Annotated in this window: 11 protein-coding genes and 1 pseudogene; 7 read left to right on the forward strand and 5 right to left on the reverse strand. The window is 72.2% G+C overall.

Features of this window, described 5'->3' with window-relative positions; genetic code table 11:
- The first annotated feature begins 224 nt into the window (after positions 1-224).
- Genes ACIP84_RS05330 through ACIP84_RS05340 form a run of 3 tightly spaced genes read left to right on the forward strand, consistent with a single transcriptional unit; the run spans position 225 to position 3,012 of the window.
- Positions 225-941, forward strand: coding sequence for a (Fe-S)-binding protein (locus tag ACIP84_RS05330; protein ID WP_355965685.1), 717 nt, complete (start codon positions 225-227; stop codon positions 939-941).
- Positions 938-2,374: a lactate utilization protein B gene (locus ACIP84_RS05335; RefSeq protein ID WP_401794716.1), complete on the forward strand. Its 1,437-nt coding sequence runs from the start codon at positions 938-940 to the stop codon at positions 2,372-2,374. Before ACIP84_RS05330 ends, ACIP84_RS05335 begins: the two co-directional genes overlap by 4 nt.
- Positions 2,371-3,012, forward strand: coding sequence for a lactate utilization protein C (locus ACIP84_RS05340; protein WP_401794719.1), 642 nt, complete (start codon positions 2,371-2,373; stop codon positions 3,010-3,012). Before ACIP84_RS05335 ends, ACIP84_RS05340 begins: the two co-directional genes overlap by 4 nt.
- On the opposite strand, the gene ACIP84_RS05345 is transcribed toward ACIP84_RS05340, so the two are convergent.
- The 4 genes from ACIP84_RS05345 to ACIP84_RS05360 form a co-directional block, all read right to left on the reverse strand.
- Positions 3,009-4,031 (reverse strand): LacI family DNA-binding transcriptional regulator, encoded by a 1,023-nt coding sequence (locus tag ACIP84_RS05345; protein ID WP_401794722.1) that lies wholly within the window; start codon positions 4,029-4,031, stop codon positions 3,009-3,011. The two genes, ACIP84_RS05340 and ACIP84_RS05345, sit on opposite strands and share 4 nt — an antisense overlap.
- A 29-nt stretch (positions 4,032-4,060) precedes the next feature.
- Positions 4,061-4,975, reverse strand: coding sequence for a carbohydrate ABC transporter permease (locus ACIP84_RS05350; RefSeq protein WP_401794725.1), 915 nt, complete (start codon positions 4,973-4,975; stop codon positions 4,061-4,063).
- Positions 4,972-5,904, reverse strand: coding sequence for a carbohydrate ABC transporter permease (locus tag ACIP84_RS05355; protein WP_401795680.1), 933 nt, complete (start codon positions 5,902-5,904; stop codon positions 4,972-4,974). The genes ACIP84_RS05350 and ACIP84_RS05355 overlap by 4 nt, the downstream gene beginning before the upstream one ends.
- A gap of 98 nt (positions 5,905-6,002) precedes the next feature.
- Positions 6,003-7,316 carry an ABC transporter substrate-binding protein gene (locus ACIP84_RS05360; protein ID WP_401794728.1) on the reverse strand — a complete coding sequence of 438 codons (1,314 nt, stop codon included), beginning with the start codon at positions 7,314-7,316 and terminating at the stop codon, positions 6,003-6,005.
- A gap of 206 nt (positions 7,317-7,522) precedes the next feature.
- Here ACIP84_RS05360 and ACIP84_RS05365 point away from each other — a divergent pair, with 206 nt between their 5' ends.
- From ACIP84_RS05365 to ACIP84_RS05375, 3 genes and pseudogenes are all read left to right on the forward strand, one after another.
- On the forward strand, positions 7,523-9,592 hold the full coding sequence (locus ACIP84_RS05365) for a beta-galactosidase (RefSeq protein ID WP_401794731.1): 2,070 nt from the start codon (positions 7,523-7,525) through the stop codon (positions 9,590-9,592).
- A gap of 148 nt (positions 9,593-9,740) precedes the next feature.
- The gene (locus ACIP84_RS05370; protein WP_401794733.1) at positions 9,741-11,321 is read left to right on the forward strand and encodes an arabinogalactan endo-beta-1,4-galactanase; all 1,581 of its coding nucleotides are present in this window, start codon (positions 9,741-9,743) and stop codon (positions 11,319-11,321) included.
- Between the two features lie 202 nt (positions 11,322-11,523).
- Positions 11,524-11,589 (forward strand): annotated as a pseudogene (locus ACIP84_RS05375) (hypothetical protein); the annotation flags it as partial.
- Positions 11,590-12,146: 557 nt separating this feature from the next.
- Here the strand turns inward: ACIP84_RS05375 and ACIP84_RS05380 are convergent.
- The gene (locus ACIP84_RS05380) at positions 12,147-12,605 is read right to left on the reverse strand and encodes a pyridoxamine 5'-phosphate oxidase family protein (RefSeq protein WP_401794736.1); all 459 of its coding nucleotides are present in this window, start codon (positions 12,603-12,605) and stop codon (positions 12,147-12,149) included.
- Between the two features lie 272 nt (positions 12,606-12,877).
- On the opposite strand from ACIP84_RS05380, the gene ACIP84_RS05385 reads away from it, so the two are divergent.
- Complete coding sequence (locus tag ACIP84_RS05385; RefSeq protein WP_401794739.1) at positions 12,878-13,588, forward strand: GntR family transcriptional regulator; 711 nt, start codon at positions 12,878-12,880, stop codon at positions 13,586-13,588.
- The last annotated feature ends 2 nt before the right edge of the window (positions 13,589-13,590 follow it).

Genomic DNA, 13,590 nt, shown 5'->3' on the forward strand with positions numbered 1-13,590 from the left:
CCCGCGTGTCGAGCGGCGGACGGCCGGTTCCGGCCGGAGCACCACGTGTGCGTGCCGGTGGTCGGCCGCCCGCTCGCCGGTCACGTCCAGGCCCGCGGGCGGCCGGGCTCCTCGGCGAACCCGGCGCGATGCGCCGGCTCGTCGCGCGCACACAACCCCTGCCACACTACGAACCCGTGAAAGCAGAGCAGCGTGTGAAGGCAGAGGAGCCCGAGGACCCCGTGATGCGTGTCGCCCTCTTCGTCACCTGTGTCAACGACGCCGTCTTCCCCGCGACGGGCGTGGCCACCGTCCGCGTCCTCGAACGCCTCGGCGTGGAGGTCGACTTCCCCGCCGCGCAGACCTGCTGCGGACAGCCGCAGTTCAACACCGGGTACCGCGCCGAGACCGCGCCGCTGGTGCGGCGTACGGTACGGGCCTTCGAGGGGTACGCCTACGTCGTCACCCCGTCGGGCTCGTGCGCGGCGATGGTGCGCCACCACTACGCGGCGTTCGGCGCGGAGGCGGCGGGCCTGGCTCCCCGGGTGTACGAGCTGACGGAGTTCCTGGTGGACGTGCTCGGGGTGACGGACGTCGGCGCGTACTTCCCCCACCGGGTGACCTACCACCCGTCCTGTCACGGCCTGCGTCTCCTCGGGCTCGGGGAGCGGCCGCGCCGGCTCCTGGAGGCCGTGAAGGGGCTGGAGCTGGTGGAGCTGCCGGGCGCGGAGGAGTGCTGCGGCTTCGGTGGCACGTTCGCGGTGAAGAACCCGGACGTGTCGGCGGCGATGGGCGCCGACAAGATCGCGAACGCGCTGTCCACGGGCGCCGAGGTCCTGTGCGGCGCGGACAACTCCTGTCTGCTGCACGTGGGCGGCATGCTGAGCCGGCAGGGCGCGCCGCTGCGCGCGGTGCACCTGGCGGACATCCTGGCGAGTACGGAAGAGGAGCCCTGGCGATGAACGAGACGTCCGGCGGGACCTTCGTCGGCATGCCGGCCTTCCCGGAGGCGGCGCGGGCCGCGGTCGGGGACGCGACGCTCCGCGCCAACCTGCGGCACGCGACCCGCACCATCCGCGACAAGCGGGCGCGGGCCGTGGCGGAGCTCGACGACTGGGCGGAGCTCAGGCGGGCCGGGAAGGAGATCAAGGACCGGACGCTCCGTCACCTCGACGAGCACCTGATCCGGTTGGAGGAGGCGGTGACGGCGGCGGGCGGCACCGTGCACTGGGCCGCCGACGCGGCCGAGGCCAACCGGATCGTCACGGACCTCGTCAGGGCGACGGGCGAGACAGAGGTGGTCAAGGTCAAGTCGATGGCCACCCAGGAGATCGGGCTCAACGAGCACCTGGAGGCCGAGGGGATCACCGCTTACGAGACGGATCTCGCGGAGCTGATCGTGCAGCTCGGCGACGACCGGCCCTCGCACATCCTGGTCCCCGCCATCCACCGCAACCGGGGCGAGATCCGTGACATCTTCCGCGAGAAGATGGGGAGTTGGGGTCGACCCGCGCCAGAGGGGCTGAGTGACAGCCCGGCCGAGCTCGCGGAGGCGGCCCGGCTGCATCTGAGGGAGAAGTTCCTGCGGGCCAGGGTCGGGATCTCCGGGGCGAACTTCATGGTCGCCGAGACCGGCACCCTTGTCGTCGTCGAGTCCGAGGGCAACGGCCGGATGTGCCTGACGCTTCCCGAGACCCTGATCTCCGTCGTCGGGGTGGAGAAGGTGGTGCCGACCTGGCGGGACCTCGAGGTGTTCCTCCAGACACTGCCGCGCTCGTCGACCGCCGAGCGCATGAACCCGTACACGAGCATGTGGACCGGCACCAGCGACGACGACGGGCCGTCCGCCTTCCATCTGGTGCTCCTCGACAACGGACGCACCGACGCGCTCGCCGACGAGGTCGGGCGCCAGGCGCTGCGCTGCATCCGCTGCTCGGCCTGCCTCAACGTCTGCCCGGTGTACGAACGGGCCGGCGGTCACGCGTACGGCTCCGTCTACCCCGGGCCGATCGGCGCGATCCTCACCCCCCAGCTCCGGGGCACGGTGAGCGAGGTCGACGCCTCCCTGCCGTACGCCTCCTCGCTCTGCGGGGCCTGTTACGAGGTGTGCCCGGTGGCCATCGACATCCCCGAGGTCCTGGTGCACCTGCGCGAGCGGGTCGCGGCCGAGGGCGGCACGGGGCACCGGCTCGAACGGGCCGCGGTCAAGGCCTCCTCGTGGGTCCTCGACCACCCGACCGCCCTCGCGGCGGGCGAGCGGATCGCCTCCGCCACGCGCGCGCTGCACCCGAAACGGCTGCCGGGGCCGGGTGCCCGCCAGTGGTCCGAGCACCGGAACCTGCCCGAACTGCCCACCGAACCGTTCCGCGACTGGTGGAAGAAGAACCGCCGATGACCACCGACTCACGCGCGCGCGTGCTCGCCCGCATCCGCGCCGCCGTCGCCGACGCCCCCGAGGCCCCGGACGTCACCCGCGACTACCGCACGAGCCACAGCCCCGAGGACCCCGGCGCGCTCCTCGACCTGCTCCACGAGAACCTCGCCGACTACCGCGCCCACGTCCACCGCTCCACGCCGGAGGGCCTCCCGGAGCTCATCGCCCGGCTCCTCGCGGAGCACGGCGCCCGCAGTGTCGTCGTACCGCCCGGGCTGCCCGAGGAGTGGCTGGCGGCGACCGGCGCCGAGCGGCGGACCGACGCGCCCCGGCTCACCCCGTACGCACTCGACGGCATCGACGCGGTGGTGACGGGGTGCGCGCTCGCGATCGCCGAGACCGGCACGATCGTCCTCGACGGCGGCCCGGGTCAGGGCCGTCGCGCCCTCACTCTCGTGCCCGATCTGCACCTGTGCGTGGTCGGGGCTCCCGAGCAGGTGGTGGCCTCCGTGCCACAGGCGCTCCCCCGGCTCGACCCGGCCCGCCCGCTGACCTGGATCTCGGGGCCGTCCGCGACGAGCGACATCGAACTCGACCGGGTCGAGGGCGTCCACGGCCCGCGGACGCTGGAAGTGATCCTCGTCCAAGACCTTCCCTAGGCGGACTCCCTACGGACCAGCCGCGTCGGCAGGATCACCGTCGCCGGGTCCTCGCCCGCGATCCGGGCGAGGAGCGTCCGTACCATCTCGGCGCTGATCCGGTCCCAGGGCTGCCGGATGGTGGTCAGCGAGGGGCGGGAGGACAGGGCCGCCGGGGAGTCGTCGAAGCCGCCGACGGCGATGTCCTCGGGGACCTTCCGGCCCGCGCGGGAGAGGGCGTCGAGGACCCCCTGCGCCATCAGGTCGGAGGCGACGAACACGGCGTCGATGTCCGGGGCGCGCTCCAGGAGGGCGCGGGCCGCGTCCTCGCCGCTGACCCGGCTGTAGTCGCCGGTGGCGATCAGCGTCTCGTCGGCGGGCAGCCCGAACTCGGCGAGCGTCTCGCGGTATCCGGCGAGGCGCTCCACCCCGCCCGGGGTGTCGAGCGGGCCGGTGACGGTGGCGATCCGGCGCCGCCCGGAGGCGTACAGGTGGCGGACCATGTCGCGGGCGCCCTCGCGGTCGTCGGCGGCGACGTAGCCGATCCTGGCGGTCTGGCCGAGGGGCTTGCCGCAGGCGACGACGGGGACGCCGGCCTCGTGCAGCCGGGCCACCACCGGGTCGCCGGAGTGACTGGAGACGAGGAGGACGCCGTCGACGTGACCGGCCTCGATGTAGCGGAGGTTGCGGCGGCGCTCGTCCTCGGTGCCCGCGATCATCAGGAGGAGCGGGATGTCCTGGGCCGCGAGCGCCTGGGTGCAGGCGCGGAGCAGCACGTTGAAGTTGGGGTCCTCGAAGAACCGCTCCTGGGGTTCGGTCAGGAGGAAGGCGACCGAGTCGGACCTGCCGGTGATCAGCGAGCGGGCGTGCCGGTTGACGACGTAGCCCGTTCTGCGGATCGCGGCGTCCACGGCCGCCTTGGCTGTCGGGCTGACGTAGTGGCCGCCGTTGAGGACACGGGAGACGGTGCCGCGCGACACCCCGGCCTCGCGGGCCACGTCGTGGATGGTCGCCGGGCGGCGCCTGCTCGCTGTGCTCATGCTGTGTGTTTCCCCTCGATCCCCTGTGGTCAGGACTTTACGGCGCCGGACAGCAGGTCGAGGCTCCAGAAGCGTTGAATGACGAGGAACAGGGCGATGAGCGGGGCGATCGCGAGGAGCGCGCCGGTGATCACCAGGGTGTACAGGGAGGGCTGGGAGGCACCCTGCTTGAGCAGGGTGAACAGGCCGACGGTCATGGGGAACTTCTCGTCGTCGCCGAGCATGATGAAGGGCAGCAGGAAGTTGTTCCAGATGGCGACGAACTGGAAGAGGAAGATCGTCACCAGGCCCGGGGCCATCATCGGGACGGCGATCCGCCGGAAGATCCGCCACTCTCCCGCGCCGTCCATGCGGCCGGCCTCGACGAGCTCCATCGGGATGGCGGCCTCGGCGTAGACGCGGCCGAGGTAGACGCCGTACGGGGAGAGGATCAGCGGCAGCAGCACGGACGCGTAGCTGTCCGTCAGGTCGGCCTCGGCCATCAGCAGGTACTGGGGGATGGCGAGGATGACCGGGGGCATCAGGACGCCGGTGAGCATCACGTTGAAGAAGGCCTCGCGGCCGGGGAAGCGGTAGACCGCGAGGGCGTAGCCGGCGAGTGCGGAGACGGCGGTGGACAGGACGGCGCCGAGGCCCGCGTAGAACACGGAGTTGAGCATCCAGCGCCAGTAGATGCCGTCGCGGTACGCGCCGAGGTCGGTGACGTTGTCGGCGAGGCCGCCGCCGGGCAGGAAGGTGAAGGTGGAGAAGAGCTCGTTGTCGGGCTTGGTGGCGGCGACCACGACCCAGGCGACGGGCAGCAGGCAGTAGAGCGCGCCGAGGACCAGGGCGGCCGTGGGGAGCAGCGCGGTGCGGCGGGGGCGGCGCGGGCCCTGGGGGGTGCCCGGAGTGGTTCCCGCGGCCGGGGCCGCCTTGTGGAGCGGCGGGGAGGCGAGCCCGGTCATCGGCTGGCTCCTTGCGTGGTGCGGCGGTTGGAGATCCTGAGGAGGGCGAAGGAGAGGACGAAGGTGGCGAGGGCGAGTACGACGGCGGTGGCCGAGGCTGCGTGGATGTTCCCGCCGGTGAAGGCGTCGTTGTAGACCTTCATGAGGGGGCTCCAGGTGGAGGGGATGCCGTTGGTGAGCGGCTTGAGCGTCATGGGCTCGTTGAAGACCTGGAGGGTGGCGATGATGGAGAAGAAGAAGGTGAGCACCAGCGAGGGCACCACCATCGGGATCTTGATGCGCAGGGCGATCTGGAGCTCCGAGCAGCCGTCGAGCTTGGCCGCCTCGTACACCTCGGCGGGCAGCGAGCGCAGCGCGGTGTAGATGACGATCATGTTGAAGCCGGTGCCGCCCCAGATCGCGATGTTCGACATCGCCAGGTAGAGCGGTCCGCCGTCCATGAGGTCGGGCTGGGGCAGGCCGAGCTTGTCGAGGGCGAAGTGGAGGGGGCTGACGTCCGGGAGGTAGAGGAAGCCCCAGAGGACGGCGGCGATGACACCGGGGACGGCGTACGGCAGGAAGATCGCGAGCCGGGCGAAGGAGCGGGCGCGGACGCGCGGGGAGTCGAGCAGGAGCGCGAAGAAGAGGGCCAGGCCGAGCATCACGGGGACGACGAGGGCGCCGTAGCCGAGGACGCGCAGGGCGCTGGCGGCGAGTTCGGGGTCGGTGAGGGCCGAGGTGTAGTTCTCCAGGCCGGCCCAGACCTCGGACTTGGCGCCCTTGCCGAGGCCGAGGCCCTTGATCTCGACCTTGTGGAGGCTGAGCCAGAGGGCGTAGCCGATGGGGAGGGCGAAGAAGAGGGCGAAGAGGACGGCGGCGGGGAGAAGGAAGAAGTAGGGGGCGCTTCGCGCTCGCTTGGGGGTGGTGGCGGGCGACGGGAAGAAGTGCAGGGCGCTTCGCGCTCGCTTGCGGGTGGTGGTGGGCGACGGGTGGGCGTACGGGGCCGGCTTGACCCCGTACGACCGGCGCGCGCCCGTGGGGGGCTGCGTCACTTGGCGACCTCGAAGCCCTGCTTCTTCAGGTCCGTCACGGTGGCGGACTGGACGGCGGTCAGGGCGGTGTCGAAGCCGGACTTCGCCTTGGCGGCCTTGCCGAACTCGTCCTTGAAGGCGGTGTAGGCGACGTTCACGTTGGGGCCCCAGGCGGCCGGTGCGGTGGTCTTCGCTATCTCGGCGGCGCGGGTGTAGAAGTCGGGCTGGTTCGCGAAGTAGTCGGGGGCCTTGGCGAGGGCGCCGCTGGTCTGGGCGGCGGTGGCCGCCGGGTAGATGCCGCTCTCCTTGACGAGGGCGGCGAGGGCGACCGGGTCGGTGTTCAGCCAGGTGGCGAACTGCGCGGCGGCCTTCCTGTGCTTCGAGTCGGTGGTGACGGCGGTGGAGGAGCCGCCCCAGCTGCCGGTGGACGCGCCGCCCTCGGTCCACTGCGGGAGGGGGGCCATGGCCCACTTGCCCTTGGTGTCGGGGGCGGCGGTGGTCAGGGTGCCGGGGGCCCAGACGGCGGAGACCCAGGCGAGCTGCTCGCCGGTGTTCATGGCCTTGTTCCAGGAAGGGGTGTACATCGGCTGGTTGTCGATGGCGCCCTCGGCGACCAGGCCGCCCCAGAAGTCGGAGACCTTCCTGGTGGCGGCGTCGTCGATGCCGACCTTCCAGGTGTCGCCCTCGAAGGTCCACCACGTGGCGCCGGCCTGCTGGGCGAGTCCGGCGAAGAGGCCGGAGTCGTTGGCGGAGAAGGTGGTCAGCGACTGCTTCGGGGCCTTCTTCTTCAGGTCGCGCGCGGTGGCGGCGAACTCGTCCCAGGTGGTGGGGACGGAGAGGCCGTACTTCTTGAAGAGGTCCTGGCGGTAGAAGAACATGAGGGGCCCGGAGTCCTGCGGCAGGGCGTAGACGGCCTCGCCGCCGAAGGTGGTCTGCTGCCAGATTCCGGGAGCGAACTTGTCCTGGACGCCCGCGACTTCGGGGGCGATGTCGGCGAGGGCGTCGTTGGAGACGAGGGTCGGCAGGGCCTGGTACTCGGCCTGGACCAGGTCGGGGGCCTTGTGTGCCTTGGCGGCGGTGATGATCTTGGTGACGAGGTCGTCGCCGGAGGCCTGCTTCTGCACGGTCACCTGGATGTCGGGGTGTTCGGCGTTCCAGAGGGCCACGACCTTGTCCATACCGGGCGCCCAGGCCCAGTAGGTGAGCGAGACGGGACCGGAGCCGGCCGCCGCCTCGTCCCCGGGGTCGGAGGATCCACAGGCGGTGAGCGCCGTGGCGCCGAGCAGGACGGCGGTGGCGGTGGCGAGGCTGCGGCGCATCGTGTGGGGCATGGGGTGCTTCTCCCTGACCGAAAGGGCCTCTCCCTGGGGCGGGGAGGCCGACCATGCATCTGTGAGCGTTCACAGTAGAGAAACGTTCCAGACACTTGTCAATGGTTGTTCGTGTGCGGTTATGTTGCGTCGTCACATCGAGATCGAATGTGTGCACGTTCACAACGAACCAAAGCTTTCAGCGCCCGAGGCTTCAGGAGAGACCCATGCCGCAGACCACTCCCAAGGGCCTGCACCGGCTCGCGTTCGGCGGGGACTACAACCCCGAGCAGTGGCCGGAAAGCGTCTGGCACGAGGATGTCCGGCTCATGCGGGAGGCCGGCGTCACCATGGTGAGCGTGGGGATCTTCTCCTGGGCCCTCCTCGAACCGGAGCCGGGCCGGTACGACTTCGGCTGGCTCGACCGGCTCCTCGACCTGCTCCACGAGCACGGCGTCCGCGTCGACCTGGGCACACCGACCGTGGCACCGCCCGCCTGGTTCTACCGGGCGCACCCCGAGGCGCTGCCCGTCACCGCCGAGGGGATGCGCTACTCGTACGGCTCACGCGGGGCGATCTGCCACAGTTCCGCCGCCTACCGGACGGCCGCCGCGAGCATCACCACCGAGCTGGCCCGCCGCTACGGCGGCCACCCGGCGCTCGCGCTCTGGCACGTCCACAACGAGTACGGCGTCCCCGTCAGCGCCTGCTACTGCGACGGCTGCGCCGCGCGCTTCCGCCGCTGGCTCGACGACACGTACGGCTCCGTGGAGGCGGTGAACGAGGCCTGGGGCACCGCGTTCTGGGGGCAGCGCTACTCCTCGTACGAGGAGATCGACCCGCCCCGGGCCACCCCCACGGCCGGCAACCCCGCCCAACAGCTCGACTACCGTCGCTTCGCCGACGTCACCATCCGGGAGAACTTCCGGACGGAGCGGGACATCCTGCACGCCCTCGCGCCCGGTGTCCCCGTCACCACCAACTTCATGACCGCGCTCAGCCAGTGCGACTCCATCGACTACTGGGCCTGGGGCCGCGAGGTCGACCTCGTCACCAACGACCACTACCTGATCACCGACGGCCGCCGCACCCACGTCAACCTGGCCATGGCCGCCGACCTCACCCGTTCCGTCGCCGGCGGCGCACCCTGGCTGCTCCTGGAGCACTCCACGTCCGGCGTGAACTGGCAGCCCCGCAACCCGGCCAAGCGCCCCGGCGAGATGGCCCGCAACTCCCTGGCCCATGTGGCCCGCGGCTCCGAGGGCGCCCTGTTCTTCCAGTGGCGCCAGTCCCGGCGCGGCGCCGAGAAGTTCCACTCCGCGATGGTCCCGCACGGCGGAACCGACACCCGGATCTGGAGCGAGGTCGTCGCCCTCGGCGCCGGCCTGGAGGCCCTGGAGGAGGTACGCGGCAGCCGGACCGTCCCGGACGTCGCCATGCTCTGGGACTGGCACTCGTGGTGGGCGCAGAACCTGGAGTGGCGGCCGAGCGCCGCCCACGACGCCCGCGAGCGCGCCGACAGCTTCTACGAGACCCTCTACGACCGGCACCTCACCGTCGACTTCGCCCACCCCGAGGCCGACCTCTCCGCCCACCCGCTGGTCGTCGTCCCCGCGCTCTACCTCATGACCGAGGCCGCCGGGCGGAACCTCCGGGAGTACGTCGAGAACGGCGGCACGCTCGTGGTCTCGTACTTCTCCGGCATCGTCGACGAGCACGACGCCGTGCACCCCGGCGCCCACCCGGGCGCCCTGCGGGACGTCCTCGGCCTCACCGTGGACGAGTGGTCGCCGCTCCTTGACGACCAGCGGGTGACCGTCACCGGGCCGGACGGCACCACGCTCACCGGCGACGTGTGGACGGAGTTCGTCCGGCCCCGCGGCGCCGAGACCGTGTGGACGTACGCCGACGGGCCGGCCGCGGGCGGCCCCGCCGTGACCCGGCACAGGCTCGGACGGGGCACCGCCTGGTACGTATCCACCCGACTGGACGCGGCCTCGCTCGACTCGATCGTCGGCGCGGCCTGCGCGGACGCGGGGGTCGCGGCACGCGCCTCGCTGCCGCGTGACGTGGAGGTCGTGCGCCGCGCGGGCGACGGCGGGCAGTACCTGTTCGTCGTCAACCACTCCGCCGAGGACGCCGAGGTGCCGCTCGACGGCTCCGGGACCGAGCTGCTCGCCGGCGGCGCGGAGGGCACGCCGGCCGACGGGAAGGCCGACGGGAAGGTCGACGGGAAGGTCGACGGGAAGATCACCGTCCCGGCCGGCGCCGTGCGGGTCGTCCGCCTCGACGCCTGACCGCCCCTCCCCTCCCCCGGCCCGGCCGGGGCCCCGCATCTCCCCCGGGGCGGCAGCGCCCGCTGCGCCGTCCCCGGGTGGACCGCACCACCCGTAAGGAACCATCCGCACCACACTTCTCATCGGCCACCGTCGAAGGGACTCGACGATGCACCTCACCCCTGTCAGAAGCCGCATACGGCTGCGCGCCGCGGCCGTCGCCGCCGCGCTCGGCGCCCTGCTCCTCGCTCCGCTGCCCGCCGCACCGCGGGCCGAGGCCGCCGCCACCCTCACGAACGCCGGGTTCGAGAGCGACGCCACCGGAACCGCGACCCCGGCCGGCTGGTCGACCTACTCGGCCGCCGGCCAGAACGCCGCCTCGTTCACCGAGGCGGGGGGCCACGGCGGCGGTTACCGCCTGAGCCACTGGTCGGCGTCCGCGTACAAGGTCGAGACGTACCAGTACCTCTCCGGGCTCGCCGACGGCACGTACACGCTCAGCGCCTGGGTCCGCTCAGGCGGCGGCCAGAACTCCGCCCACCTCGCCCTGCGGAACTGCGGCTCGGCCGAGCAGCGCACCGACCTGCCGGTGACGACCTCCTGGATACGGATCGTCACGTCCGTCACCGTGACGGGCGGCGCCTGCACCATCAGCATCGACTCCGATGCCCATGCGGGCAATTGGCTGAACGTCGACGACCTGACGTTCACCTCCGGCACGACCGGCCTTCCGGTCAGGGGCGTCGACGTCTCCTCGCTCAGGAAGAGCGAGGATCTCGGCGGGACGTACAAGTCGAGTTCCGGCGCCACGGGTGACGCGGTCGGGCTCCTCAAGAACGCGGGTGCCAACTACGGCCGCCTCAAGGTGTGGGTGAACCCGGCCGACGGCTACAACGACAAGGCCCGTGTCCTCGCCACCGCGCGGCGGATCAAGGCCCAGGGCATGAAGCTGCTCGTGGACTTCCACTACTCCGACATCTGGGCCGACCCGGGCGCCCAGACGAAGCCCGCCGCCTGGCGGGGACACTCGTACACGCAGCTGAGGACGGACGTCCACAACCACACGTACGACGTCCTCAACGCCCTCAAGGCGCAGGGCACCACGGCCGACATGGTGCAGATCGGCAACGAGATCAACACCGGCATGCTGTGGCCCGAGGGCTCGACGAGCAACTGGTCACAGCTTGCCGGGCTGCTCGACTCCGGCATATCCGCGGCCAAGGCCGTCTCGCCGAGCACCCAGATCGCACTGCACCTCGCGAACGGCGGCGACAACGCCCTGTACCGCACGTGGTTCGACAACGCGACCGCGCAGGGCGTCCGTTACGACGTGATCGCGTTCTCCTTCTACGGCTACTGGCACGGCGCGCTGTCCTCGCTCCAGGCCAACCTCGACGACATCTCCGCCCGTTACGGCAAGAAGGTGATGGTCGCCGAGACCGCCTACCCGTTCCGGCTCGACAGCGAGGACGCCCACGAGAACATCATCGACCTGTCCTCGGAGCTGGTCCCCGGCTACCCGGCGAGCGCGGCCGGCCAGTCGGCCTGGCTGCGGGACGTCATGAACGTCGTCGAGGCGGTCCCGAACGGCCGCGGTCTCGGCGTCTTCTACTGGGAGCCGACCTGGACGGCCGTCACGGGCAACGGCTGGGACCCGGCCGATCCCTCGTCCGGCAACGGCTGGGAGAACCAGGCCCTCTTCGACTACGACGGCAGGCTGCTTCCGGCGGCGAGCCGACTGGGGGGTTGACGTCCCCCCGGAGGCGGCGGGTCGCGACCGGCGCGGCGCTCCCGCTCCCCCGAGGGCGGTGCCGCGACCGGCGCGGCGCTTCCCGCCCCCGGCGGCGGTCAGCGGTCGGCGTACGGAACGCTCGGCAGTCCCCTCGCACCCGGGCGGCAGACGAACAGCCGCCCCGCGTCCGATCGTCCCCGGCCACGAGTGGTCCGGCACGGTGGACGCGCTCGGCGCCGGGGTCGATCCCGCGCTCCTGGGCAGGCCGTGCGTGGCCGAGTGCTTCCGTGCCTGCGGCCACTGCGAGCGCTGCCGGTACGGGGAGACCATCCTCTGCACCGCCGGATACGCCGAGCCCGGCACGCCGAACTCGCCGTCGTGGACCCGCCGACGGACCGGGCGGCTCGGGCCTCGGACTTCGGCGCCGACCGCGCCCTCACCCCGGCCGAGGCGGACGGGCCGTCCGGCCGCCCGCCCGCGCTCACGGGCGCGGGCCGCGCTTCGACCTCGTCGTGGGGACCGTGGGCGCGCCGACCACCCCCGCCTCCTCCTGTCTGCTCGCCCGCCGGAGCGGCCGGGTCGTCCTGACCGGCATGTTCACGGCCGGGCCGCCGGGATCGACCCGGTCCCTCTGTCCGTCAGCCGGCTGAGATCCGCAGCGCCTTCGGCGCCTCCTCCGCGGCCTGGTCCGACGCCGTCCGCGCGTTCTCCTGGGGCTGCTCGACCCGGCCCCGCTGATCACCCACGCGTTCCCCCTCGACCGGTTCGGCCAGGCCCTGGCCCTGGTGGGCGGCGGCGTCCCGGACGCGGGCGAGGTCCTCCTGCGGACCTGAACCGGTGCGCTCAGACCGCCCAGACGCCGTCCCGCATCAGGTGGCGTCCGGCCAGTTCGGGCTCCTCCAGCCAGGCCTCCACGGCGGTGGGCCGGACCCGGAACCAGCCGTAGGCGGGCCCCGAGTTCCTCGGGTCCCAGCCGCACTTCGCGGCGAAGCCCTCGATCGCCTCCGTCGGCACGTCGTCGACGCCGAGGGTCGTCACGTCGCCGTCGATCAGGACGACGTCCCGGGTGTGCCCGAGCGCCAGCCTGGTCCGCCCGCCGACGGCGAGGTTGCGGCCGGTGGGATTCGTCAGCCGGGTGCACAGCCAGACGTCGGCGCCGTCCCAGTGGAAGGCCAGCGGCACGAGGTACGGCCGGGCGTCGGCGCTCGCCGAGGCCACCCAGATGTCCACCTCCTCCGCCAGGCGCGCGAGGACGTCCTTCTTGCGCTGGTCGGGGTCTCGTACCGTGGAATGCGTCGTCATGGCCCCGACCCTACGCCGTCGCGACCACGCCCCCTCCCAGGACACGGGCCGTGCAAGGGCGTTCGGCGCCCTCACCGCGTCGACGCCTCCCGGGGACGCCGACAGCGTCAGGCCGTCCGGTCTCTCGCCATCCGGCCCGCGCGACCGGACCCCCGCGCACAGAAAGCGCTTGCGCGAAGCATTGACGAAACACGAACGCCCCTTTAGCTTCATGCCCGTTGCACTTCGTACGTCATATATGAGACGCGATACACGAGATCTGAGAGTGCTCCATGGCCTTCGCCCCCAGCCCCATCCCCTCCCGCACCCAGTACGTGCTCGAAGCGATCAAGCACGACATCCTCACCGGCGGGCTCAGACCCGGCCAGGCGCTGGTCGAGGCCGAACTCGCCGCGCGTTTCGGGGTGTCGAAGACCCCGGTCCGTGAGGCGCTCAAGACCCTCGCGGGCAGCGGGCTCGTGGTGATGAACCAGTACAAGGGCGTCACGGTCCGGATGGTCGACGCCGACATGGCGCGCGCCGTCTACGACGTACGCCTGCTCCTGGAACCCGAGGCGGTCCGCCGCGCCGTGGCGTCCGGCGCCCCGCTCGACGAGGCGCGGGAGGCCCTGCGCCGGGCGGCCGGAGCCGAGGACCCGGCCGAACGGTCCCTGGCCAACCGGGCGTTCCACCGGGCGCTCTACCTGCCCTGCGGCAATCCGCTGCTCGGCCGGATGCTCGACGAGGTCCGCGACCAGGCCGCCCTGGTCTCCACCGTCGCCTGGGCGGCCGTCCCCTCCTGGGAGCGGGAGGCCGCCGAGCACGAGGAGATCCTGCGGCTCGCGGCCGCCGGCGACGTGGACGGGGTGGGCCGGGCGGTCCACGACCACATCGCGTCCTTCGTCGAGCGGGCCTTCCCCCGGCACCCCGAGGAGCAGCACCCCCAGAGGCACCGCCCCGAGAAGCGGTACCCCGCGAACCCGTCCCCCCTGAACGGCGAGTGAGC

The organism is Streptomyces sp. NPDC088707, from assembly GCF_044752725.1.
Taxonomy (GTDB): domain Bacteria; phylum Actinomycetota; class Actinomycetes; order Streptomycetales; family Streptomycetaceae; genus Streptomyces.

What these genes read in the sequence shown, in the direction of transcription:
- ACIP84_RS05365 (WP_401794731.1), top strand. Translation starts at nt 7,523, where the DNA reads ATGCCGCAGACCACTCCCAAGGGCCTGCACCGGCTCGCGTTCGGCGGG.
- ACIP84_RS05385 (WP_401794739.1), top strand. Translation starts at nt 12,878, where the DNA reads ATGGCCTTCGCCCCCAGCCCCATCCCCTCCCGCACCCAGTACGTGCTC.
- ACIP84_RS05360 (WP_401794728.1), bottom strand. Translation starts at nt 7,316, where the DNA reads ATGCCCCACACGATGCGCCGCAGCCTCGCCACCGCCACCGCCGTCCTG.
- ACIP84_RS05370 (WP_401794733.1), top strand. Translation starts at nt 9,741, where the DNA reads ATGCACCTCACCCCTGTCAGAAGCCGCATACGGCTGCGCGCCGCGGCC.
- ACIP84_RS05335 (WP_401794716.1), top strand. Translation starts at nt 938, where the DNA reads ATGAACGAGACGTCCGGCGGGACCTTCGTCGGCATGCCGGCCTTCCCG.
- ACIP84_RS05350 (WP_401794725.1), bottom strand. Translation starts at nt 4,975, where the DNA reads ATGACCGGGCTCGCCTCCCCGCCGCTCCACAAGGCGGCCCCGGCCGCG.
- ACIP84_RS05330 (WP_355965685.1), top strand. Translation starts at nt 225, where the DNA reads ATGCGTGTCGCCCTCTTCGTCACCTGTGTCAACGACGCCGTCTTCCCC.
- ACIP84_RS05340 (WP_401794719.1), top strand. Translation starts at nt 2,371, where the DNA reads ATGACCACCGACTCACGCGCGCGCGTGCTCGCCCGCATCCGCGCCGCC.
- ACIP84_RS05380 (WP_401794736.1), bottom strand. Translation starts at nt 12,605, where the DNA reads ATGACGACGCATTCCACGGTACGAGACCCCGACCAGCGCAAGAAGGAC.
- ACIP84_RS05345 (WP_401794722.1), bottom strand. Translation starts at nt 4,031, where the DNA reads ATGAGCACAGCGAGCAGGCGCCGCCCGGCGACCATCCACGACGTGGCC.